This window comes from Pseudonocardia sp. Cha107L01, assembly GCF_052566575.1.
On sequence record NZ_CP199579.1, the window covers coordinates 6,943,945 to 6,966,585 of the forward strand.

A 22,641-nucleotide genomic window follows, 5' to 3' on the forward strand; every position below is an offset into this window, starting at 1 on the left:
GGTGGCAAGGCATGATCCGCCGATGGCGGTGAAACTGATCAACCAGATGTTCACGAAGCTGCTGAGCTGGATGGTGCTCCACTCCCGCTCGAACACCGCCAACGAGATCGAAATTCTCGTCCTGCGCCATCAACTGGCTGTGTTGCAGCGACGCACACCACGACCGCAGATCAGCTGGACCGACCGCGCCGTCATCGCCGCCCTCGCCCGACTACTACCTCCTCGTCGCCGCCGCGGATTCCTGGTCACCCCGGCCACGATCCTGCGCTAGCGAACGCGATCGCCGAGCGCTTCGTCGGCACCATCCGCCGCGAACTCCTCAATCGGATTCTGATCACGAACCAACGACACACCGCAACCCTGCTGCGCGAGTTCGAATGCCACTACAACGATCACCGTCCACACCGCACCCTGGGGCAGGCTGCTCCGTTACGGCCGCTCCCCCACCATGCACCGACCGACATCCGCAAGATCCAACGACACGACCGCATCGGCGGCCTCCTCCACGAATACCAGCAGGCGGCATGACGTGGACAGGGTTTCGGGCACCCACAGGCTCGGTTGATGAGTGACGGTGGCTGATGGTCGGTCTGGTGAAGCGGGCACGATGAGGTTCTCAGTCGGCGGCGCTGTCGGCGGGCGTCGAGGCGCGCCCCAGGCCCTGGGACAGCCGGCGCAACAGGTCGTGGAGCTGGGCGGCTTGCGACCCCAGGATCTCCTGGAACTGCTGCTGCACCTCTGTGGCGGCGGTATCCCACTTCGCCAGTGCTTGGTAGCCACGAGGGGAGGCGACAACGAGCACACGCCTACGGTCGCGCTCGTCCGCGCGGCGCAATACCAGGTTCGCCGACACCATCCGGTCGACGAGCTTGCTCAACTTCGGCGCCAGCAACATCGCGTGGTCCGCAATCACATTCATCGGGCAACCGCCCTGCTCGACGAGCAGCGACAGAATCCGCCACTGATCAATTCCCGAACCGTGGGCCTTGAGTGCCTCATCGAGACGTTGGGTCAGGGAGCGCTCCGCCAGCGAGAGCAGCCGTAGAGACTCATCACTGACCAGCGTCGACCGGTCCGGGCTTGCCGCCATTGAGGAATGTTAACCCTACGATTGGAGCAACACGATCTTTACAGCTAGGGCTAGCGTGACGCCATGACTCTATGCGTGGCGCCGAAGCACCTGACGGTGCCGCCGTTACGCGGGCGCGACGTCCTCAACATGGCGCTCGTCATTCCCCTGCAGGGACCCGCCGGCATATTCGGGCCGTCCTGTGAGAGCTGCGCCGCACTCGCCATGGAGGAGGTCAACGCCGAGGGCGGCGTGCTCGGCCGCGAGCTGAACCTCGTGCCCGTGGACGGTGGGGCCGCGCCCGCAATTGTCGCGGCGGAAGTCAACGCGCTGATCTGCGCCGGTGCGATCGAGGCCGTGACAGGATGGCATATTTCCGCTGTTCGTGAGGTTGTCGCGCCCCGGATCGACGGTCGCGTCCCGTACGCCTACACCGCTCTGTACGAGGGCGGCGAGCACCGACCCGGCGTGTTCCTGACCGGTGAGACGCCGGATCAGCAGCTGGGCCCGACGCTCGACTGGTTCGCCAGTACGGTCGGGGTCCGACAATGGACCATCGTCGGAGACGACTACGTCTGGCCGCGCCGATCCGCGCGGGCCGCGCGGCACTACCTGCGGCAGATCGGCGGAACGGTCTGCGACGAGATGTACGTCCCTCTCGGTACCACCGAATTCTCCGAAGTCCTGCACCGTGTCGAGGCGAGCGGCTGCGAGGCTGTACTCATGCTGCTCATCGGCAACGACGCGGTGGAGTTCAACCGCGCCTTCAGCGCGAGCGGCCTGGACCGAGATGTCCTGCGCTTCAGCTCGCTGATCGACGAGAACGTCCTCCTGGCCTCCGGAGCGGAGAACACGCGCGGACTCATGACCTCCGCCGGTTACTTCGAAGATCTCGCGACGACGTCCGGCCTCGACTTCGCTGCGACGTACTTCCGCCGGTTCGGCCCCGACGCTCCCGTGCTCAACAGCCTGGGCGAGTCCTGCTACGAGGGCGTACGCCTACTCACCGAGCTCATGCGCCGTGCGGGCTCGGTCGAGGTCACCGCCCTGACCTCCGTGTCCGAGGGACTCGCCTACGAAAGCCCGCGCGGCACCGTCGAACTTCGCGACCGGCACCTGCGCCAGCGAGTGTTCCTTGCGGCCGCCAACGGCCTGCTCTGGGACGTCATTCAGGAGCTCTGACCTCCCGAACAGCCCCAACTCGCGGCCCTGGGACGCGCTGATGGTCCCGCTGCCCGCTCCGGCCGTGGCCCCTCTCCTGATCGGGGATGGTCGTCTCCACCTCGATGTTCGACGCCGTGACTAGCTGTTTCAGTTGACTCCTCGGCGCCGGGGGGCTCCTGCGCTGGAGAGTCGTCATCTCGGCTGCTCTTACCCGATCCGTTGACATCCATGTTAAACGGAGAGTATTTTCCTAGGAAATAATTTCCAATGACTTACAGTACACTTGCGCAGCTCAAGAAGCTGGCGGAGCGTAGGACCCGAAGCTCGAACACGGAACGTAGACAGAGTCGTCTACATCAAGGGGTGCCCAGATGGCTACGTACGGGTATCGATGCGACGTGCACGGTCTCGTCGACATCGGCTGGCCGATCGGTACCGCGCCGGCGACGGTCTCTTGCCCAATCTGCGGTGGACCATCCGCACGGATATTTACCGCACCCATGCTCGGACTTGCCAACCGCAAACGCATGGCCGTAATCGACCACGCCGAGGCGTCCAGGTCCGAGCCCGCGATCGTCTCCTCACTCCCGTCAGGACCTCGGCCGGGCAGGAACCGTCTCGCACCTGCCCCCCAGCTGAACCCCAAGACCAGCAAGTTGCCGCGACCCTAACCGCGGCTCCGCTGGGCCCGGGGCTTCGACACTGAATCATTTCGATATTGCCCGCCCGGGCGTCGGACAAGTCATCCTCGCGGGCAAGAGCCGTCCCGATCCCGAGGTGGTCTCCGCTACCGGGTCGACCCGAGTATCCGCGCGCGCGGACCCCGTTCAACCCGATGCCGCAACGGCTGCCCGGGCCCTCACCCACCGGTCCCTGACCGATTTCCCGGCGGGCCGACGTTCCGAAGATTTGATCCACGTATCACAGATGAGGAGTTGTGGTCCCATGCCCGAGGTCGTATTCCCACTCGACTCACAGAAGAGATTCACCGAGCAGCGCATCGTCGGCCACAACCGCTGGCACCCCGACGTCCCGGCCCTGGTACAGGTCAAACCGGGCGACGTGTTCCGGGTGCACTGTCGGGAGTGGTTCGACGGCGCGATCCAGAACAACGACTCCGCCGACGACATCCTCAACGCCCCGCTGGCCGGCGTCCACGTGCTCAGTGGCCCGATCGCGGTGCAGGGCGCACAGCCGGGCGACCTGCTGATCGTCGACATCCTCGACGTCGGCCCGATCCCGCAGGAGGACTCCGGCCCGCTGGCCGGGCAGGGCTGGGGCTACACCGGGGTGTTCGCCACCGGCAACGGCGGCGGGTTCCTCACCGAGCAGTTCCCGGACGCCTACAAGGTGATCTGGGACTTCCGCGGTGGCGTGGCGACCTCGCGGCACGTGCCGAACGTGTCGTTCACCGGCATCGTGCACCCCGGCCTGATGGGCACCGCACCCTCGGCGGCGCTGCTGGCCAAGTGGAACGCCCGCGAGCAAGCGCTTATCGACACCGATCCCAACCGGGTACCGCCGCTCGCGCTGCCGCCGCTGCCGCAGTCGGCGATCCTGGGCAACCTCACCGGCGACGAGTTCGACCGGGTGGCCCGCGAGGCCGCGCGCACCGCGCCACCGAGGGAGAACGGCGGCAACCAGGACATCAAGAACCTCACCAAGGGATCCCGGATCTTCTATCCCGTCTTCGTCGACGACGCGAAGCTGTCCATGGGCGACCTGCACTTCTCCCAGGGCGACGGCGAGATCACCTTCTGCGGCGCGATCGAGATGGGCGGGTTCATGGACCTGCACGTCGACCTGATCAAGGGCGGCATGGACACCTACGGCGTGTCGGAGAACGCCCTCTTCATGCCCGGCCGGACCGACCCCCAGTACAGCGAGTGGCTGGCCTTCTCCGGCACCTCGGTGACGCTCGGCGGCGAGCAGCGCTACCTGGACTCACACCTGTCCTACCAGCGGGCCTGCCTGCACGCGATCGACTACCTGCAGAAGTTCGGCTACAGCGACATCCAGGCCTACATGATCCTGGGCGCGGCGCCGATCGAGGGCCGACTGTCCGGCGTGGTGGACATCCCGAACTCGTGCTCCACCGTCTACATCCCGACCGAGATCTTCGACTTCAACGTGCGGCCCAGCAAGGACGGCCCGCACCAGGTCCACCCGGGCATGGGTGTACCCAAGGCCGTCGCCTGAGGAGTTGACCACGAGAACATCGAGTGGCTGCGGGGGCCCTCACCTCCGAGTACGGCCTCCGCAGCCTCCCCCCACCACCGTGCCGCCAATCTCGTGCGGCGCCCGCCCGAACGACGACCTCCCCTCCCGTCCCGGGGCGGCCGCGACCGGTACTTACGACTCAAGAAAGGTGTGCCCCCATGGCCGCCGTGGGACTGCTGTTCGTCGGAGCCGTGCTGTTCATCAACGGCGCAATGCTCTTGGGCTGGGTCGACGCGAAGTCGGCAGCGCCGATGAACTTTTTCGTCGGCGCCCTGCAGATCATCACTCCGACCTACCTAATCTTCACCGCCAACGGCAACGCGGACACCATCCTGTCCGCCGCCGGGCTCTACCTGTTCGCCTTCACCTACCTCTACGTCGCTCTCAACATCTCCTTCGACCTCGACGGCACCGGTCTGGGCTACTTCTGCCTCTTCGTCGTCCTCTCCGCCCTGGTCTACTCCGGGCTGAACTTCGTCCACTTCCGTGACCCGGGCTTCGGCGTGATCTGGCTGTACTGGGCGTTCCTATGGTTGCTGTTCTTCCTGGTGCTGGGTCTCAAGCGCGAAAGCCTCAGCCGCTACACCGGCGCGGTCTGTGCCATCCAGGGCTGGGTCACCGCATGGGTCCCGGCGTTCCTGCTGCTCACCGGCCGTTACGCCGCCTACAGCAGCCAAATCGCGATCGCACTCGCCGTCTTTGCCGTCGTCGTCTTCGGCGGCCTCTACATCACGATGAGACGGCACGCAGCACCGGTCACGAAGGCCGAGCGAACTCCCGGCGAGCACGCGGCTGTCTGACCGGACGGCTGGAAACGACACGTGGTTGCAAGGCGGCGGGTCAACGGCGGTGCTCAGTGATCGGGAGCGAGACGAGCTCGCAGAGATCGAGAACGCGCTCGTGTCCTCTGAGCCCGCCTGGCCACCTCGTGCGCCCACCACCGATTGCCCGCTCGGTGCTGCGCGTTATCGCGACCCTCGTGTGCTCCGCATCCATCCCGCTGCTAGCCGCAGGCCCGCTCCTCGACAGCAGAGGGCTACTCTTGCCAGTCGTTCCCGCTGTCCGCATCGGCACGACATGCATTGCCATCACGCTTACCACCCAGTCGCGGTGATACCCACGCGGCGAAGGCTTCGGCGCCACAATGAAGCGACTGCTGAGCCGCTCAGTTTCGCACGGCGTCATCCGCGCCCAAGACCGCGCCCGCATAGGACGTTGGTGCCGCTCCGCCGGGCGGAACCCAGCCCCGTGCTCACCGGCCCGTTAAGGCCGCTTGCAGCACCCAGATCGCGATCGCCCGCCGGTCTTCGCCGTCGTCGCCTCGGCGCCTCCACGTCACGATGAGATGCCGCACCACGCCCCTCACACCGGTGATACCCCAAACGTGGGCTCGCGCGGCCGGGGAAGTCCCTGTCCGCGATTCGTAACATCGCTGTTACCGCGAGACATACAGGGGTAAATGCAAGTTGTCACCGTGATCCGGTGTGGCAGGTTCAGCGCCCGGCTGACCGGCACTAAGGAGGCGGCGTGCTCAGCAGGAACGAGGCCCGAGCATGGGCCGAGATCGAGCGCCGACTGGTCCAGGACCGCCATACCCGGTCTTCCATCCGGGCCCGGCTGCGGAACGCCGTACCGGTGCAGACCCTCGCACCGCTCGTGCTCGCCGCCATAGCCGCCCTGCTGGGCCTTCCCGTCCCGGCCTTCCTCCTCCTATTCCTTGTCCCCGTCGGCCCGGTCTTACACATGACTCAGAACATGCCACCACAAGCGCCCAGCCGCGACCGGCCTTTGCCTGGCTGATGAAGCCGTCCATGTTCCCGCTTTCCCGCCGGCGATGTCGGTGGCGGCGCTGGTCTTGCCGTGCGGTCCGCCGCCGCTGACGTCGGCGTGCTGGGGAAAGGGCTTCACATACGAGCTGTCAGCTTTCGCGCTACGGCAAACTCGACAAGCTCGGCGTGCCAACGCCGTCGAGCTCGCTGGGGAGATCCGTAGTCGCGGCAACACAGGCAGCGAACGATCGGTGCGGGATCTGGTGAGCACCTGGCGCACAAGCGCGACCGCGCCCAGCCCGACTCCCGTGCGGTCGCTGACGTCTCGCCAGGTGACCACGTTGATGATGCGCCCCAGACACTCACCGCTACGCCGATTCGCCACCGGTCTGCTCGCCGACTACGACGCCGTCCGCGCCGGGCTCACCCTGCGCTGGAGCAGCGGCGCAGTCGAAGGAAACGTCACCAGAATCAAAGCGATCAAGGGACAAATGTACGGACGAGTCAACTCGACCTGCTCCGCCGCCGCGTCCTACTCGCACACTGACAACCCCGACCATCACGGGATGTGTGCCAGAGCCAGTTTTCACGTGCCGTCGACAGGCTGTCGGGCGATGTGCCACTTCTAAGGAACTGGGACACCAGTCCCGTCCCGTATGAGGTACCCGTGCGAGATTCTTCATAGCGGGTTCGCCAAACGGGAGGCCACGGTTCCGGCTCGGCAGTGGGACCGAGGGGCAGCTGGCTCGACCGGTTGCCCCATGATCGAGCCGCACCCGAGATGATCACTGTCTTTCTCAACCATCGGGTTGATAATGCTCGGGCGGCGCCGTACGGTCGTACTCAACCGATGAGTTGAGGAAGACGGATGGCTGAGAGCACGGAGCAGCTCAACCGGGTATTCGCCGCTTTGGCTGACCCGACCCGACGGGATCTGGTGGCCCGCCTGGCCGGCGCGGACGCGACGGTCGGGGAGCTGGCGGAGCCATACGACATGAGCCTCCAGGCGATCTCCAAGCACCTGAAGGTGCTCGAGGAAGCCGGGGTGGTGACCCGCAGCAGGGAGGCGCAACGTCGGCCGGTCCACCTGGACGCTGAGGTGTTTGACCTGATGACGAAGTGGATCGAGCGCTATCGCCGCGAGGCGGAGGAGCGTTATCGACGCCTCGATGCCCTGCTGGGCCGGATGGCTGACGAGAAGGACCAAAAGCAAACCCGCAAGGAGGCATTGTGACCAGCACCAAGCATGAGACTGAGATCGTGGCCGACGAGAAGGTCCCGACGATCGAGATCATCCGCGAGTTCGACGCAACTGCCGAGCAGGTGTTCCGATCCCACGTTGTCCCCGAGCTCTACGCGCAGTGGGTCGGCCCCCGCTCGGTCGCCACGAGGATCACCAGATGGGACGCCCGCACCGGCGGTGCATGGGCCTTTGCGAATGATCGCGACGGCGAGGAGATCGCCTCGTTCTACGGCAGCTTCCACGAGGTGCGGCCCCACGAGCGGATCGTGCGGACCTTCACCTACCAAGGTGAGCCCGACGGAGTCGCGCTGGAGACGCTGATCCTCGAGGAGATCGAAGGCGGGCGTACGCGGCTGCGGGCGCTGAGCGTGGTGCAGGACTTCGAGACCCGCGACGCCATGCTGTCAAGCGGCATGGACGTCGGCATCAACGAGGGCTACGACACACTCGACGAGCTGCTCGCGATGGCGCCCTGAGATGACCTCAACGCCCACGAGTCCGGCCCGCCAGCATGCCTACGATGCGGCCCGGTTCACCGAGTTGGTCGAATCCGCCTCCACCGGCGACTGGGCTCGGCCCAGCCCCATCGCAGAGTGGACGGCTCTCGACATCGTGAAGCACCTGGTCGAGTGGCCCCGCGAGTTCCTCAAAGGTGCCGGAATCGACCTTCCAGCCTTGGACGTCGAGGATGACCCGGCGGCGGCCTGGACACAGCACGTCGCCGACATCCAAGCCATCGTCGACGACCCCGCGGGACGGGTGCTCAGCAACCCCCACACCGGAAACAAGCCCGTCGACGAGGCGATCGACCAGTTCTACACCGCTGACCTCTGGATGCACTCCTGGGACTCGCCACGGCACTCGGCCGCAAGCTGGACCTGGGCCAGGAGCGCTGCGCGGCCGCGCTGGCGGCCATGGAGCCGATCGAGCAGACGCTGCGCCACAGCGGCCAATTCGGTTCCGCCGTGGCCGTCGCCCCCGACGCCTCCGCGCAGGACAAACTGATCGCCTTCATCGGCCGCGACCCGGCCTGGCGGCCCGACGGTCGAGTCGCCACAAATGGCCGGTTGCGCCCGTCACCAATGACCGATTGAGTGTGCGGTCGCCAAGCACAACCGCGCACGTCGCGTCGACCCGCCTGCCGATGGGACGCTCGGGGTGTCGACAGGGGCAATGCGGCCACCGTCCCGATGAAGGATCCCGCATGGGGATGGTCGCCGCCGGGGGCAGCCAGCCTACTTTGGTGGTTGAGGCCGTTGGTCGAGGATCCAGTCTCGTTTGTCGTCAGGGGCAGGCTGGTAGCTGCAGTGCAGGCCGGTGCGAATCGTGGCCCGCAGGTGCCGGCCGAGCGGCGCATCGACGGTGGCGATGCGATCGATCGCGGCGGTGATCGCCTTGGTGGCGGCGACCCTTGCGCGTTCGTGGCTGGAGCCGGTTACCCGTGCCCGTCCGCCGAGGCCGGTCGCGGCGGCCAGCTCGCCAACGAGCGCGTCGCGTTCGGCGTGCAGGGCGTCGAGCCGACCGACGTCGGACCAATCCTCGGCCTCGGTGAGATCGCGTTCGATGTCGCTCAGCCGTCGGCGGTACGCCTCGCGCGCCTGGTCGTCGAGCACGTCGCCTAGCCCGGGTTGTAATGCGGCGCCGCTGCCGCCGGTGACCAGATCGAGCGCCGGCACGAACTGACCGGGCCGGCGCAGCAGTTCGCGCAAGTAGCGGAAGCCGCGCAGTGCACGAACCGGCACGGTGGCGTCCGCGGGTCCCACCAGCCAGAGCCCGTCCGCTCCCGGCAGTAGCTTCATTTGCCCAGCCGGGTGTGTGCTGAACGGGGGCGGTTGCCATGCCGCGAGCCGGTCGCGCCACCAGCGGGCGCCGATACGTTCGTAGGTGGCAAGTGCCCCGGCGCCCAGTTGGCTGGCGGCACTCGCATCACCGAGAACGCCCGCCGCGCGGGAAAGCGTGTCGTCGGTGACGCCGTGGAACATGACCGCGCCAGCGTTGAATACGGCCCGGCCGGCGTATGGGGTGAGCAGGTGAGCCGCCCTCTCAACGATCTCGTCGCCGGTGCCGAGCGCCGCCTCCAGCACGCACTGCAGCGTCAGCAGCCAGTTCACGTCGCGCGGCAGCTCGTCGAGAACGCGTCCGTGGAACGTGCGCACGAGAGCGCGGGCGCGTTCGGGCTGCCCGGCGGCGACCCAGAGGTAGCTGGCCTCGGCGCACACTACGGGAACTCCCTCGGCGGTCGCGAACTCCTCGCACTCGGCCGCGACGACGGCGCACGTGGCCGGGTCACCGGCCTGCACGGCGGCGTAGCCCTTCATGGACTCGACCACCATCCAGGCGTCGGCAAGGCCCGCCCGCTCGGACGCCGCGACGGCCAGCTCGACCAGCCGGGCCGCCGTGTCAGTGCGCCCGCGCAACAGGTCGAGCATCAGCCGCCGCGACGCCGCGAAGAACTGCGCACGCGGCGACTCCTCACCCAACCGCTCGAGGGCCCGCATGTGCCGATGGATCGCCTGCACGTGCAGCGACTCGCACGCCACCTGCAAGCCCCACAGGTGCGCCTGCAGCCGGGCGTCCGGGTCGAGTACGTGCGCGGCGACCTCGTCGAGCTGGCCAGCCAGCTCCACGCGCGCCTCCAGGTCATCCGGGCCCCAGTGCGCGGCCAGAGCGGCGTCGAGGCAGTCGGCGAGCAGCCCTGGCACGTCCACACGCTGCGCCCGGTCCACCGCCTCGTCCGCGAATTGCACCGCCCGCGATGCCTGACCCGCATAGACCCAGCACCGGGCCAGTGCGGCAGCCACGCGGGCCCGGCTGGCGTCGTCGGTGGTGCGGACCAGCACGTCGTACAGCTGGGCGGGCAGCCTGCCCGGCTCGGCGCCGAAGACGTAGCCCGACGCCGCGCCGAGCACCGCGCGCGTCCAACCGGCGAGGTCGCCGTCGGCTCGGCAGCGTGCGATCGCCTCGTCATAGAGGCCGGCGGCCTCCTGCACCCGGCCAGCCGCGCGCGCGGCGTCGGCCCGCTCCAGGAGATCGTCGATTGGCACGCCTCATCCTAAGGACGGATCAGCGGCACCGCCGCAGCGTGCTCGCGCTGCCTGGCCTCGTCCCAGTCGCCGGTGCAGTACACCGACATCTCGACGATCCGGTTGTCTACGACGTCGGCGCGGATCATCTCGCGGCAGTACCAGCGCTGGCCGTCGTGGTCCCACCGCTCCTCGAACTCGATGGTGAACCCGTGGTCGGTCTGCTCGACGCGCTCGACGCGGACCTGTCCCGGGAACGGATGGCCCTCGGCCCGCACGGCCAGTATCTCCTCCCCGGTGTCTGCCTGGATCCGCCACTGCGGCAACGACAGGTCGAGGAAGGCGTCCGGCGCGAACAGCCCTACCGGCGCCGCCCCCGTCTCGAGGAACCGGATGAGGTGCGCGACGGCCATGGCCGTCTCCGGCCGGGTCGCCGTCGTCGCCTTCATGCCTGCGCTCCCGCGTCGAGCAGGTTCTTCTCAACGACCGCCATGGTCGCCTCCAGGTCCCCGGACGGGCTGAACTCCACGATCGACGTTCCGGCGGTCACGAGCGGCAAGTGCCCCGGCGGCGCGTAGTAGGAGTCACCGGCGACGTAGGTCTCCTCGTGGTCCGTCCACCGGAACGTGAGCTGACCCTCGGTAACCATGCCCCAGTGCGGGCACTGGCAGCGGTCGCCGGGCAGGCCAACAAAGTACGGGGCCGGGTCGGCGTCCTGCTTGAACGTCTCGAAGCTGACGGTGTAGTCGCCGAGTGGCGCGTAGCGGCCCTCGAGCACATCGATGTCGACGGCGACCGGCGTGGTCATTCGATTAGCACTAGGCATGGCGTCCTCCTTCTGAAACGAGCTGACACCTCTCATGCGTGACAACCGATGGAACAACCGTGCCACCGCTCGTCACAGCGGCCCACGGCCAACGTCAAACCAGCAACGCATCGCCGTACCGCATAACCACAGGCAACGCCGGCCCGATCAGGGACCCCTGTCGTACGTACGGATAGGCGGCATGGCCGTCGCCCGCGCCAAAGGCCGGCTACGCGGCCGCCAACCCAAACTCTCCACCAAGCAGCAGGGCGAGCTGCGGCGCATGCACGCTACCGGCGACTACTCCATCACCGACCTCGCCGAGCTCTTCTCCGTGTCCAGACCGACCGTGTACCGGGCTCTCCAATCGAAACAGACCGCGCCGGCGCCTCGGTTGCCCGTCAGCTGATCGGCACCGAGGTCTGTACCGGGCTGGAGGTCGCCAGAAAGTCAGCGTTCCGCGAGGGCGACGAAGGCGTCGGCGCCAGCGCGCAGAGCCTCTCGGAACGGGAGCGTGCACGCCCGGTAGAGCTCTCGACGACCTGTCGCCACGGCGTCTCCGGCGACCGTGATCTCCTCGGCGACTTCCAGGGCCCGGGCATGCAGGTCCAGGGCGGGGACTGTCTCGTCCACGACACCGAGCCGCTCAGCCTGCTCGGCGGTGAACGGCTTCCCGGTGAGCACGTTGCGCCGCAGCGCGGGGAACGGTGTCCGCTGCAGTGCCGCGACCTGGGCGATGACTGGCCAGGAACCGAACCGGGCCTCGACGGTCCCGAGCAACGCATCGTCGACCGCGAGCACGATGTCGGCACAGCACATCAGCCCGAAGCCCCCGGCCAGCGCGTCGCCGTTCACCGCCGCGACGACGGGGGTCCGCAGTTCCGGAAAGAGGGCGAAGAGCTCGACGATCGCGTCCGAGAAGTCGTGCAGCGTCCCGGAGGCGGTGATCTCGGGAAGATCCGCGCCACCGCAGAAGACACCCTCGGACCCGGTCAGGACGATGGCGCGCACGTCGTCCGCGGCGTCGAGCTCGACCAGCGTCGTGCGGAGGGCCCTGGTCAAACCCAGGTCGAGCTTGTGCTGAGGGGGGCGGCGCATCGTCATCCGCGCGACCCTTCCCTCTCTGCTGACGTCGACGAGCGTGCGGCCGACGGGCGGCGGGTCAGCGCTCATCGGCGGCGACGCTCACCCGATAGTCGAGCGCGAAGCGGTCGATGCAGAGCTCGTCGAGCCTGCCGAGCAATTTCTGATGGGCTGGATGGTTCCAGTAGTCGCCGCGCAGTGCTGCCTCGCCGGTGAGCCGGGCGAAACAACCGTGCGTGTAGCCGTGCTTCAGGCCGGACGCGTTGGTGTTCTCACCCCAGGTGAAGTCCTGGACGCAGGTCAGACCGGTGATGCCGGCAGCGAAGTCCCGCAGGGCCGCCGAGAGCTCCTCCTCCCGTCCCCGGTGCGGCTGGAACACGACGTAGTGGTCAAGCATGATCACCCTCCTCGGTGAGGATCGGTCGGGTCAGCAGTGGTCGGCCTCGAAACGCTCCCAGTCGACCGGCCATCGGTAGCTGTGTTGCTGGGGCGGGGCGGGGGCCTGGGTCTCGATCCAGCGGACGCGCCCGCCATCGACGTTGAAGCAGGCGTGCGTGGCACCCACGCCCGCCCACGCCACGTCGCCAGGCGAGAAGTGATACGTCTGTCCGCCGAGTTCGAAGTCGGTCTCCCCGCTCAGGAAGAAGTAGGCCTCCTCGAAGGGGTGGTCATGAGGTTGGGCGGCGCCACTGACCTCGTAGTCGACCATGAACATGGTCAGCAGGTGGGCCCCGCGGTTCTGGTCGACCAGCATCTTCACGGAGATGCCGCTATAGGCGAGCAATGCCGTGTTCATGCCCGCCGACTCGCGGCCGCGGGCCGGCTCGGACGTGGCTGTGGTGACGTGGTCCGGTTCCGTGCCCTGGTAGTGGCCGACGAGCCGCAGGGTGGGGTCGGCGAGGTTCGGCGGTGCGGCCGCCGCGGTGACGTCAGCGGCGCCGACCGGGAAGAAGGCGTCCCTGCGCCCGGACTCGCGGCGCAGCGCGACGGGGCTGTAGACGTCCATCCAGCGAGCCTCCGTCGATGCGCGGTTCGCGAAGGCGTGCACGGCTCCCAGTGGAACGAAGGCGAAGTCGCCAGGTCGCAGGAGGTAGGCCCGGGCCTCGATCTGGACCGCGACTTCACCCTCGAGCACGTAGATCGCCTGCTCGTAGGAGCGGACGTGGGGCGGGATGTGCCCCCCGGCGGCGAGACGCCCGATGCCCAGGTCCGTGTGGGTGGTGCCGACTTCTGGCGTCAGGAGAGCGAGACGGTCGAAGCCCTCGCCGTGCCCCTCGAATGCCCACGGGACAGTGGCCGCCGCCCAGTCCTGACGTACGACAGCCGTCGGTCCGTCGAGTCGTGCGCCCCGCTCGCGTCCATGGTCGCGGGAATGGAACGTCGCGCTCGTCATCATGGCCTCCTCGATCACTGCTGGCACCTGGGTCGCGCCCGCGGCATGACGTGGACGAACGACTGACCGTATGTGGCCATGCCAATCTAGCGACTTCGAACCTGCTTCTCAAGATGTGGCTTGGCCACCTATCCACTCTTTGACACGTCGCCGGCTCCCTGCAAGGCTCGGGGAGGCGCGGGACGACCCGCGCGCCGCCCGAGTCGTCGGGCCGGCACCCGCACTCTCGAAGGTGGCGACGATGCCCACTCCTGTCCCCCACACCTCCATCGGCTTCATCGGGCTCGGCAGCCTCGGAGCGCCTCTCGCCCGCAACCTCGCCGCCGCCGGATACACGGTCACCGGACACGATGTGAGCGAGCAGGCAGTGACCCGCCTCGCCGGCGACGGCGTCGCCGGCGCCGGATCGGCGGACCAGGTGGGCCGCCGATGCACTGTGGTCTTCACCTGCGTCCGGTCCTCGGCGGACCTCGAGCAGGTGCTCTCCGGACCGGGCGGCCTGCTCAGCGGCCTCGCCCCCGGTTCGGCGGTGCTCGACCTGAGCACCCTGTCCCCCGAGGCCTCCGCCTTCCACGCGAAGGCCGTCGAGGCGGCCGGATCGCGCTATCTGCGTGTCGCCGTCAGCGGTAGCGCGGCCGCGGCCGCGGCGCGGCAGGTCAGCTTCATCTGCTCCGGCCCGAGCGACCTCTACGAGTCGAGCGCCCCCCTGCTCGATGCGCTCGGCCGTTCCCGGACCCATGTCGGGGAAGGGGACGAGGCGCGTTCAATCAAGATCGCGGTAAACATGCTCGTCGGGATCGGCTTGGTCGCGCTTGTCGAGGCCGTGGCACTCGCCGACGGCCTGGGCATCGATCGCCGCCGATTCCTCGACGTCGTCGAGCAGAGCGCGGTGGGCTCACCGTTCGTCTCCGCCAAGGCCACCGCCCTCGTCGAGCGTGACTACACACCCGCGGCCAGCCTCGCCCTGATGCTCAAGGATCTCGACCTAGCCCTCGACGCGGGCCAGGCGACCAAGCTGACGCTGCCGGTCACCGAGCTGGCACACAAGCTCTACGACGAGTGCCGCGAGCGCGGCTGGGCGGAGCGTGACTTCGCCTGCATCGCGGAACTCTACGAATCACCCGCCGGGTGAGGCTGCGCGGCACCGTCGGTACGTAGAAGCACCCGGGACGAGCCAGGACGTGACCGCCGATCCGGACGGTCGCGCCCTGGTCCACCGCCCGCCTCGGACACCAGTCGGTCGACCGCCTCGCCTCGACATGGCCGGATTGATCAACGACCCGAGCTGAGTGGTGACCTCGAGCCCCGGGCCGATACGCAGCTCCCCCATCGCCTCGACGAGCTGCGTGCCTCGCGCGCGCCGTCGGACGCCTCGCCCCACTACTCGCCGACGAGAAGGTCCGTGTGTGCGGGCAGCGAGGTCACGAGCCGGTCCCCTGCTCGAGGGCGGCGCCGCGGGCCTGCTGCTCGTAGAGCGACAGGAAGTCCTCCTCACGCAGGCCGATCCCGATCGCCGACTGGATGAGCTGATACGTGGCCGAGCCCACCGGCATCGGCACCTCCAACGAGCGCGCCAGCCCGAGACCGAGATCGAAGTCCTTGCGCAGCATCTCGGTGGTGAACTTCGGAGTCCAGTCCCGCTTGACCAGGTCCGGGGTGCGCTTGCGCACCCAGTCCGAGGCCAGCACCGTCGCATTGAGGAACTCCAGGAACGCCGCCCGGTCGGTGCCCCCCTTCTCCACGAGGCTGGTCACCTCGACCAGAGCCTGCACCATCATCCCGAGGTAGAGGTTGTGGCACAGCTTCACCAGGCGGCTCTGCTCCTGGGCCCCGGCGTGCACGGCGACCTTGGCAATCTCGTCCAGATAGGGCTTGACCTGCTGGAACGACTCGATCGGCCCCGAGGCCACGATGCACGCGCCACCCTCGGCGACGACGTGCGGGTTGCCACTGATCGGCGCGGCCAGGAACGCCACACCGGCCGCGGTTGCGGCCGCACGGACCTTCGCCGACGACTCGCTCGACACCGTGGAGCAGTCCACGATGGTTGCCGGCTTCGACGACCCGCCCAGCAGGCCGTGATCGCCGATGACGACCTGTTCGAGATCGGCCGGGGTGGACACCATGACGAACACGATCTGACAGCGGCCGAGGTCGGCGATCGTCTCCACGACCGTAGCCCCTTAGCGACCAGCGGCTCGGTCTTGGACCTGGTCCGGTTCCACACGCTCACCTGCTCGCCCGCATCGAGCAGGCGACCGGCCATCGCGGCACCCATCCGGCCGGTGCCCAACCATCCCAGGCTGATGCTCTGCGTATTCATGCGTACTCCTCGACGAGATGGGTGGTGGCCGATGTCAGCGCGCGCGAACCGGTGCGACGACACCGTTGACCGAGGAGCTCGGCAGGTCCACCCCGGTCCAGTACTGGGTGCCCGCGACGTAGAGCTGGTCGGCCGGGAAGCGCGTGAGCAGCTCGCAGCCGCCCGGGGTGACCACCACTTCCTCCTCGATCCGGGCGGCTGCGGTGCCGTCCGGGGTGGGCCAGTAGGTCTCGATGGCGAACACCATGCCCTCCTCCAGTTCCACCGGGTACTCGAAGGAGTGCAGTCGGCTCATCAGCGGCCGTTCCCAGTTCGACAGGCCCAGCCCGTGGCAGTACTGCAGGCCGAACGCCTCCTCCTCGGTCGCGAAGCCGAACTCCCGCGCCGCCGGGAAGTGCTTGACCACGTCGGCCGAGGTGGCGCCCGGGCGGATCTCGGAGATCGCGTTGTCCATGAACTCCCGCGCCCGGCGGTAGGCCTCGCGCTGCGCGGCGTTGGAGTTGCCGACGTTCAGGGTGCGGTAGTAGCAGGTCCGGTAGCCGTTGTAGGCGTGGATGATGTCGAAGTAGGCGGTGTCGCCGGGGCGGATGAGCCGGTCGGAGAACACGTGCGGGTGCGGGCTGCAGCGCTCCCCGGAGATCGAGTTGACGGCCTCGACCTCGTCCGAGCCGTGCTCGTAGAGGTAGCGGTTCACCAGCGCGACGCAGTCGTTCTCCCGCACTCCCGGGCGCAGGAACCGGTACAGCTCGTCGTAGGCGCCGTCGACGAGCGCGGCGGCGTGGTCGAGCAGGGCGACCTCGTCCGGGGTCTTGATCGCCCGGACGTCCTGCATGAAGCCGTGGCCGTCCTCGATGTGCAGGCCCTCCCGCTCCAACGCGCGCAGCACCGGCAACTCGACGACGTCGACGCCGACCGGCTCGCCGGCCAGGCCGTGCTCGCGCAGCAGGTTCGCCAACCGTTTGGCGTTGCCGGCCTCCACCCCGACCTCCTCGGGGATGGAGCCCCGCCAGCTCGACAGCCCGGCCTGCCAGGATTCCTTGCCGAACCAGTCGGCGAACTGCTGATGCGTGCGCGCCGCCGAGCCGATGTCCCACAGGATCGGGTCCTGGCCACGCATCACCAGCGCGCAGCGGAAGAACTTGTCCCGCGCCCAGTTCCCGATGTGCGTCGAGGTGGTGTAGCGGACGTTGTTCATGTCGAAGAGGATCAGCGCGCCCAGGTGTGAGCGCTCCAGTGCCTCGCGGACCTTGGCGAAGCGGGCGTTGCGCAACCGGTCGAAGTCGACCCGCCGCTCCCAGTCCACGCCTTGGGTGGCGCCGGGCGAGGCGATCGGGGTGGCCTGTCGGGACGCCGAGTAGAAGGCGGTCATCAGTGACGCTCCAGGGTGATGAGGGGGGTTCAGACCGGCGAGTACTCGCCGGTCTCGACAATGGCGACGGGAACGGCGGGCGCCGCGCCGGGGCGGCCCAGTGCCGCCCAGGTCGCCTCGATCAGCGACCGGGTGGACAGGCCGTACTTCTCGAACAGGTAGGGCCCGCTCATTGAGCCCTCGGCGAAGGTGTCCCGCAGCCCGATCCGTCGCAGCGGCCGCCCGAGCCCGGCCTCGGCGATCGTCTCCGCGACCGCGGAGCCGAGGCCCCCGATGACGGAGTGGTTCTCCGCGGTGAGCACGACTTTCGCCTCGGCGGCGACTCCCTGCACGGTCACCGTGTCCAGCGGTTTGATCACCGGCACGTTGACCACGGACACCGAGACGCCGTGCTCGCCCAGCACCCGCGCCGCGCTCAGCGCGGCGGCGAGCATCATCCCGCTGGCGAACAGCGCGACGTCGGTGCCCTCGGTCAGCACCTCGGCGCGGTCGAGGTTCAGCAGGTGCTCCTCGTCGAAGATCACTGGGATCTCCCCGCGCTTCAGTCGCACGTACACCGGCCCCGGCACGTCCACGATCGCCTCGACGACCTGGCGCACCTCGACCGCGTCCGCGACGTCGATCACGGTCATGTTCGGCAGCGCCCGCATCAGCGCGACGTCGTCGATCGCCTGGTGACTCGGCCCGCCAGGGGTCGATACACCGGGCATGAACCCGATGATGCGCACCGGCAGGTTCGGATAGGCGATCGCGTTGGCGATCTGGTCGTAGGGCCGGCGGGTGGCGAACACCCCGAAGGTGTGCACGAACGGGATGTGCCCGCACCGGGCCAACGTCCCGGCCATGCCCATCATGTTGGCCTCAGCCATGCCGGCGTGGATGAACCGCTCGGGCAGCTCGGCCTGGAACAGGTCGATCTCGCACTGCCGGGTCAGGTCACCACTGAGGCACAACACCTCCTCCCGGCGGCGCGCCAGATCCAGCAACGCCTTGCCGTAGGGCTTGAGCTCGGTGGGATAGGGCGGCTCATGCATCGATGCTCTCCAGCTTGTGGGTGAGCTCCGCGACGGCCGCGGCCGCCAGCTCGGGGGGCAGCTTGATGAAGTGGCCATCCGCATCGGGCGGCAGGCAGTCCAGCCCGTGCACGGTGGACGTACGGCAGACCAGCACACTGGGCCGGTCGCATTCGGCGTCGGCCACGGCGAGACCGTCGGCCACCGCGTCGATGTCGTGCCCGTCCAGATCGATCACGTGCCAGCCGAACGCCGACCACTTGTCGGCGATCGGCTCGATCGTCGTGATGGAGTCCACCGGCCCGTCGACTTGCGAGTTGTTCGCGTCCAGCAGCACAGTGAGCCGAGAGAGGCGGTGATGGCCAGCGAACATCGCCGCCTCCCACACCTGCCCCTCCTCCAACTCGCCGTCGCTCACCATGGCGAACGTGCGAGCGTCGCGCCCGCGCAGCCGGTCCGACAGGGCGAACCCGATCGCGCCCGACAGACCCTGGCCCAACGAGCCGCAGGTGTAGTCGACCACCGGCGAACGCTCGGTACCGATGGCCTCGATCACCGACCCGTTCTGGCCGTAACCCGCAACAGCCGCTTCGTCGAGCAGGCCGAGCTCGGCCGCCGCGGCGAACGGGCCGATGATGTAGTGCCCCGGCGAGCAGACCAGGCGATCGAGCCCCGGTCGCGCGGTGGCGAACACCGCCGCGACCTGCTCAGCCGCCGAGAGGGCCTGACCGAGGTACCCGAATCCCTGCGGGGCCACCATCCGCACCGCACGCAAGCGGATGCGCAGCGCAAGCTCGCGGGTGTCGGGCACCGTCCAGTGCATTCCCGGATCGGAGACGTGCAGCGATGCAGTCATCGGCCTTCCTCCTTGCTCGGGCCTTACCCTCCGGGCCAAGTGTGGCCAAGTGGCATGGCCACATTGTGGCTTTGCCGCTGCGGTAGTGTCAAGATTCCCGTCAGATGCGCCGGTGCCCGAGGTGCCGCCGAGCCGAGAGGAACGACGTGGCCGAGTCGACCCGAGAAGTGCGCACACCACGGCGCCGCCCCGCGCCGGTCGCCCTTCCCGGCATCGAACCGCTCGTCACCACTCGCCTGTCCGACGACCTCGCCGACCGGATCCGCGGCCTGATCATCAGCGAGGACATCGTCGAAGGATCCCGGCTGCCCTCAGAACGCGATCTCGCCGAGCGATTCGGCGCCAGCCGACCGACCGTCAGCCAGGCCCTGCGCACCCTGTCGCTGATGGGTCTGGTCGAGATCCGCCGCGGATCCGGGGCCTATGTCGTGCGACGACCGGAGACGATGGTCGCCGCCTCGGTCAACCTCATGCTCGATCTCGACGAGCACTCGGTCAGCGATCTGATGCAGCTGCGCTTCTGGCTCGAGACCGTCGGCGTGCAGGAGGCGGCCACCCGCGAACCCGCTCTCGGGGAGGGCGAGCTCGCCCGGATCAGGGACGCGCTGGAGCGGCTACAGGAGGCCGCGGGGAACGCCTCCGAGTGGATCGCCGCCGACACCGTCTTCCACGCCACCGTCGTCCGCGGCGCCGGCAACCCCTACCTCGCGGCGATGTACAAGGGTGTGCACACCGCCGTGCTGTCCTACGAGTTCAAGCAGTGGGTCGACAGCGAGTCTGTGCCCGCCTGGCTGCGCGACGCCGACCCGGAACAACAGCTGGCGCTGCACGAGCCCATCGTGGCCTCGATCGAAGCGCAGGACGCCGACGCCGCTCGGATCGCCGTCGTCAACCACCACCGCGTGATGCTCGAGCACCTCGATGCGGCCCGGGCGCTGCACGACGCTCGGCGTGCCTGAGCGCCCGCCTGGCCCCGACCGCAGCACCTACTCTGGTGACATCGGCGGTCGAGCAGCAGCGCGATGGCCTTGGCCATGCCGACCGCTGAGCCACCGCCGACGCAGAGCAGGCTGTCTGCGGTGTTTTCCTGGGCGCGGGCGGCGGCGGCGCGGGCGGCGGCGGCGGATACATGCCGGTGGATGTCTTCGACGTGACCGACCACCCAGTCACGGATCGGGTCGAGCACGTCCGCGCGGGCTTTGCGTTCGCGTGGGCTGGCCAGCAGCAGCGCCCTGCGGGGCCGGCAGGAGGTTGAGCTCGGCGGCAAGGTCGGTGCGGGCGCCCCTTGGGCCGAACACCACACGTGGTCCGCGCAAGGTGAGCGTGTGCCGGCTCGCGTGGGTGTCAGCGGCGTTCATATTTGGCCACCTTGTTTTCATCGATGGTGATTCCGAATCCGGGGCCGGCGGGCAGCAGCAGTTGGCCGGCTTGGTAGGTCACCGGTTCGGTGACGATGTCGTCGTCGAGCAGCAGCGGCCCGAACAGCTCGGTGCCGGCGTCTAGTGGCGTGGTGGCGCAGAACAGGTGTGCGCTGGCCGCGGTGCCCAGTGAGGTTTCGATCGCGGTGCCGCCGTAGCAGTCCATGCCGGCGGCCTCCGCGACGGCCGCGACGCGCCGGACCGCGGACAGGCCTCCGCTCTTGCCGATCTTGATAGCTAGTACGTCGGCGGCGTGGGCGGCTGCCAGGCGCAGGGCGTCTGCCGGGGTGCGCAGCGACTCGTCGGCCATGATCGCGACGGGTGACTGGGCGCGTAGCCGGGCCAGGCCGGCGATGTCGGCCGCTGGGAGTGGTTGCTCGACCAGGTGCACTCCGGCGTCGGCGAGCGCGGGCAGCCAGCGCCGCGCGGTGTGGGAGTCCCACGCCCCGTTCAGGTCGACCGCCAGTGGGGCCGCGCCGCCCAGCGCGTCGGCGATCGCGCGCACCCGGGCCACGTCCGCCTCGGCCGGGGCGGCGCCCATCTTCAGCTTGAACGAGCCGTGGCGTCCCTCGGCTAGCAGGCTGTGGGCTTCCTGGGCGACGACGTCGGCGGGCTCGGCGCCCAGGGCCCAGGTGACCGGCAGGCGGTCGCGGTGAGCCCCGCCGAGCAGTTGGTGCACCGGCACGCCCAGCGCGCGGCCGGCCGCGTCCCAGGCCGCCATCTCCACGCCGGCACGCGCGAACGGTGCGCCTGCGACCAGGCTTTCCAGCCGTCGGGCAAGTACCTCGGGTCGCAGCACGTCCTGGCCGACGGTCAGCGGGGCGAGGTGGTGTTCGACCAGGGCCGCCATGCCTTCCACGGACTCGCCGCCCCACCAGGGGCCGCCTGGGACGACGCCTTCACCCCAGCCGACGATGCCGTCCTCGGTCACGAGCTCGATGAGCAGCACGCCTTGGGTGTGCATCGTGGTGACGGAGAACTTGTGTGGCCGCACGAGTGGGATGTCCAGTAGCCGGATGCGCAGGCACGCGATCCGCAGCACGTCCGCGGATTTTGGGCAGGTCGGTTCAGGCACCCGGCACCGCCCCGGTAGGGGCGAAGGCGAAGTCATAGCGGGCGTCGACAAAGGCCTGCCCGAGGCCCTGGTGCGCGATCCGCTCCGGGTCCTCGACGAGCGTGGTCTCCAGTACCAGCTCGGTGCGGACCGCGTTGGCCACGTCGCTGTCGAGATACTCCCCGGCGGGAAAGTAAAGCTGCGAGGTCCGCTCGCCGAAGTAGTCGTGGCGCAGCTTGAGGTGCAGGTGCGCCGGGCGGAAGAAGTGCCGCCCGAGCGCGGACAGGACGGTGCCGGTGGGGCCGTCCTTGGGGATCTCATAGGGCGGCGGCGCGATCGTGCGCACGGCGAAGTGGCCCTGGCCGTCGGTGCGGAACCGGCCCCGTAGGTTCCATTCCGGGATACCCGGGTGGATCTGGGAGTACTGGCCGTGAGTGTCGGCCTGCCAGAGGTCGAGCTCCACATCGGCGAGCGGGTCTCCCCGCTCGGTGCTGATGCGGCCGTGGAACACCAGCGGGATCCCTGCCTCGTCGGGGCGTTGGGTCAGCACGTAGGGCGGGCCGTCCAGCCAGGGTGCGCCCGGCAGGTAGAAGGGGCCCTCGATCGCCTCGATGCTGCCCTCGCGGCCGTGGTTGTCCATGTCGGTGGCGGCGGCTTCGAGGAAGACGTCGAACAGCAGGCTGCCCTCGCCCGCCTGTACCTCGGCCACGAGCAGATCGGTCGCGGACCGGTATTCGGCGTGGGTGATGCGGTGTGTGCGGATGAACTCGACGAGCGTGCGCTCTAGCTCCTCCACCACGGTGAGCACGCGATCGTTCGTCATCGGGGTCTCACTTCCT

Annotated in this window: 24 protein-coding genes and 2 pseudogenes; 11 read left to right on the top strand and 15 right to left on the bottom strand. The window is 68.6% G+C overall.

Features of this window, described 5'->3' with window-relative positions:
* Window positions 1-22: 22 nt before the first annotated feature.
* On the top strand, window positions 23-271 hold the full coding sequence (locus ACTXG6_RS32645; protein WP_445183256.1) for a hypothetical protein: 249 nt from the start codon (window positions 23-25) through the stop codon (window positions 269-271).
* Window positions 272-327: 56 nt separating this feature from the next.
* Window positions 328-528 (top strand): transposase, encoded by a 201-nt coding sequence (locus tag ACTXG6_RS32650; protein WP_445190151.1) that lies wholly within the window; start codon window positions 328-330, stop codon window positions 526-528.
* Between the two features lie 88 nt (window positions 529-616).
* Here the strand turns inward: ACTXG6_RS32650 and ACTXG6_RS32655 are convergent, their stop codons facing one another.
* Window positions 617-1,090, bottom strand: coding sequence for a MarR family winged helix-turn-helix transcriptional regulator (locus tag ACTXG6_RS32655; RefSeq protein ID WP_445183257.1), 474 nt, complete (start codon window positions 1,088-1,090; stop codon window positions 617-619).
* A 63-nt stretch (window positions 1,091-1,153) separates the two neighbouring features.
* On the opposite strand from ACTXG6_RS32655, the gene ACTXG6_RS32660 reads away from it, so the two are divergent.
* The 6 genes from ACTXG6_RS32660 (at window position 1,154) to ACTXG6_RS32685 (ending at window position 8,470) form a co-directional block, all read left to right on the top strand.
* On the top strand, window positions 1,154-2,251 hold the full coding sequence (locus ACTXG6_RS32660; RefSeq protein ID WP_445183258.1) for a substrate-binding domain-containing protein: 1,098 nt from the start codon (window positions 1,154-1,156) through the stop codon (window positions 2,249-2,251).
* A 927-nt stretch (window positions 2,252-3,178) separates the two neighbouring features.
* Window positions 3,179-4,432 (top strand): formamidase, encoded by a 1,254-nt coding sequence (fmdA, locus tag ACTXG6_RS32665; protein WP_445183259.1) that lies wholly within the window; start codon window positions 3,179-3,181, stop codon window positions 4,430-4,432.
* A gap of 179 nt (window positions 4,433-4,611) precedes the next feature.
* Entirely contained in the window at window positions 4,612-5,253 is a 642-nt protein-coding gene (locus tag ACTXG6_RS32670; protein WP_445183260.1) for an AmiS/UreI family transporter, read from the top strand.
* A gap of 1,837 nt (window positions 5,254-7,090) precedes the next feature.
* Window positions 7,091-7,456 carry an ArsR/SmtB family transcription factor gene (locus ACTXG6_RS32675; protein ID WP_445183261.1) on the top strand — a complete coding sequence of 122 codons (366 nt, stop codon included), beginning with the start codon at window positions 7,091-7,093 and terminating at the stop codon, window positions 7,454-7,456.
* Window positions 7,453-7,941, top strand: a complete 489-nt coding sequence (locus tag ACTXG6_RS32680; RefSeq protein ID WP_445183262.1) for an SRPBCC family protein — start codon at window positions 7,453-7,455, stop codon at window positions 7,939-7,941. The genes ACTXG6_RS32675 and ACTXG6_RS32680 overlap by 4 nt, the downstream gene beginning before the upstream one ends.
* Before the next feature lies 1 nt (window position 7,942).
* Window positions 7,943-8,470 (top strand): maleylpyruvate isomerase N-terminal domain-containing protein, encoded by a 528-nt coding sequence (locus ACTXG6_RS32685; protein WP_445183263.1) that lies wholly within the window; start codon window positions 7,943-7,945, stop codon window positions 8,468-8,470.
* A 230-nt stretch (window positions 8,471-8,700) separates the two neighbouring features.
* On the opposite strand, the gene ACTXG6_RS32690 is transcribed toward ACTXG6_RS32685, so the two are convergent.
* Genes ACTXG6_RS32690 through ACTXG6_RS32700 form a run of 3 tightly spaced genes read right to left on the bottom strand, consistent with a single transcriptional unit; the run spans window position 8,701 to window position 11,314 of the window.
* Window positions 8,701-10,509: a hypothetical protein gene (locus ACTXG6_RS32690; protein WP_445183264.1), complete on the bottom strand. Its 1,809-nt coding sequence runs from the start codon at window positions 10,507-10,509 to the stop codon at window positions 8,701-8,703.
* 8 nt (window positions 10,510-10,517) lie between these two features.
* On the bottom strand, window positions 10,518-10,937 hold the full coding sequence (locus tag ACTXG6_RS32695; protein WP_445183265.1) for a hypothetical protein: 420 nt from the start codon (window positions 10,935-10,937) through the stop codon (window positions 10,518-10,520).
* On the bottom strand, window positions 10,934-11,314 hold the full coding sequence (locus tag ACTXG6_RS32700) for a hypothetical protein (protein ID WP_445183266.1): 381 nt from the start codon (window positions 11,312-11,314) through the stop codon (window positions 10,934-10,936). The genes ACTXG6_RS32695 and ACTXG6_RS32700 overlap by 4 nt, the downstream gene beginning before the upstream one ends.
* A gap of 181 nt (window positions 11,315-11,495) precedes the next feature.
* Here ACTXG6_RS32700 and ACTXG6_RS32705 point away from each other — a divergent pair, with 181 nt between their 5' ends.
* Entirely contained in the window at window positions 11,496-11,702 is a 207-nt protein-coding gene (locus tag ACTXG6_RS32705) for a helix-turn-helix domain-containing protein (protein WP_445183267.1), read from the top strand.
* A gap of 41 nt (window positions 11,703-11,743) precedes the next feature.
* Here ACTXG6_RS32705 and ACTXG6_RS32710 read toward each other — a convergent pair whose 3' ends face one another.
* From ACTXG6_RS32710 to ACTXG6_RS32720, 3 genes are read right to left on the bottom strand one after another with little or no spacing between them, the layout of a single operon-like run.
* The gene (locus ACTXG6_RS32710) at window positions 11,744-12,466 is read right to left on the bottom strand and encodes an enoyl-CoA hydratase/isomerase family protein (protein ID WP_445183268.1); all 723 of its coding nucleotides are present in this window, start codon (window positions 12,464-12,466) and stop codon (window positions 11,744-11,746) included.
* On the bottom strand, window positions 12,456-12,773 hold the full coding sequence (locus ACTXG6_RS32715) for a Dabb family protein (RefSeq protein ID WP_445183269.1): 318 nt from the start codon (window positions 12,771-12,773) through the stop codon (window positions 12,456-12,458). Before ACTXG6_RS32715 ends, ACTXG6_RS32710 begins: the two co-directional genes overlap by 11 nt.
* 30 nt (window positions 12,774-12,803) lie before the next feature.
* Window positions 12,804-13,769 carry a cupin domain-containing protein gene (locus ACTXG6_RS32720; protein WP_445183270.1) on the bottom strand — a complete coding sequence of 322 codons (966 nt, stop codon included), beginning with the start codon at window positions 13,767-13,769 and terminating at the stop codon, window positions 12,804-12,806.
* A gap of 241 nt (window positions 13,770-14,010) precedes the next feature.
* Between ACTXG6_RS32720 and ACTXG6_RS32725 the strand changes: the two genes are divergently transcribed.
* The gene (locus ACTXG6_RS32725) at window positions 14,011-14,901 is read left to right on the top strand and encodes an NAD(P)-dependent oxidoreductase (protein ID WP_445183271.1); all 891 of its coding nucleotides are present in this window, start codon (window positions 14,011-14,013) and stop codon (window positions 14,899-14,901) included.
* Window positions 14,902-15,190: 289 nt separating this feature from the next.
* Here ACTXG6_RS32725 and ACTXG6_RS32730 read toward each other — a convergent pair whose 3' ends face one another.
* From ACTXG6_RS32730 to ACTXG6_RS32750, 5 genes and pseudogenes are all read right to left on the bottom strand, one after another.
* On the bottom strand, window positions 15,191-15,679 hold the full coding sequence (locus ACTXG6_RS32730; protein WP_445190152.1) for an NAD(P)-dependent oxidoreductase: 489 nt from the start codon (window positions 15,677-15,679) through the stop codon (window positions 15,191-15,193).
* Window positions 15,662-16,092: pseudogene (locus ACTXG6_RS32735) on the bottom strand (NAD(P)-dependent oxidoreductase); the annotation flags it as partial. The gene ACTXG6_RS32730 and the pseudogene ACTXG6_RS32735, both read right to left, overlap by 18 nt.
* Before the next feature lie 34 nt (window positions 16,093-16,126).
* A complete protein-coding gene (locus ACTXG6_RS32740; protein ID WP_445183272.1) occupies window positions 16,127-17,461 on the bottom strand; it encodes a M24 family metallopeptidase in 1,335 nt (444 codons plus the stop codon).
* Window positions 17,462-17,490: 29 nt separating this feature from the next.
* Window positions 17,491-18,495, bottom strand: a complete 1,005-nt coding sequence (locus ACTXG6_RS32745) for a transketolase family protein (RefSeq protein ID WP_445183273.1) — start codon at window positions 18,493-18,495, stop codon at window positions 17,491-17,493.
* A complete protein-coding gene (locus tag ACTXG6_RS32750) occupies window positions 18,488-19,330 on the bottom strand; it encodes a 1-deoxy-D-xylulose-5-phosphate synthase N-terminal domain-containing protein (protein ID WP_445183274.1) in 843 nt (280 codons plus the stop codon). Before ACTXG6_RS32750 ends, ACTXG6_RS32745 begins: the two co-directional genes overlap by 8 nt.
* A 146-nt stretch (window positions 19,331-19,476) precedes the next feature.
* Here ACTXG6_RS32750 and ACTXG6_RS32755 point away from each other — a divergent pair, with 146 nt between their 5' ends.
* Entirely contained in the window at window positions 19,477-20,289 is an 813-nt protein-coding gene (locus tag ACTXG6_RS32755) for a FadR/GntR family transcriptional regulator (protein ID WP_445183275.1), read from the top strand.
* 53 nt (window positions 20,290-20,342) lie between these two features.
* Here ACTXG6_RS32755 and ACTXG6_RS32760 read toward each other — a convergent pair.
* From ACTXG6_RS32760 to ACTXG6_RS32770, 3 genes and pseudogenes are all read right to left on the bottom strand, one after another.
* Window positions 20,343-20,633: pseudogene (locus ACTXG6_RS32760) on the bottom strand (iron-containing alcohol dehydrogenase); the annotation flags it as partial.
* 41 nt (window positions 20,634-20,674) lie between these two features.
* Entirely contained in the window at window positions 20,675-21,823 is a 1,149-nt protein-coding gene (locus ACTXG6_RS32765; RefSeq protein ID WP_445183276.1) for a muconate/chloromuconate family cycloisomerase, read from the bottom strand.
* Complete coding sequence (locus tag ACTXG6_RS32770; protein ID WP_445183277.1) at window positions 21,816-22,625, bottom strand: dioxygenase family protein; 810 nt, start codon at window positions 22,623-22,625, stop codon at window positions 21,816-21,818. Before ACTXG6_RS32770 ends, ACTXG6_RS32765 begins: the two co-directional genes overlap by 8 nt.
* Between the last annotated feature and the right edge of the window lie 16 nt (window positions 22,626-22,641).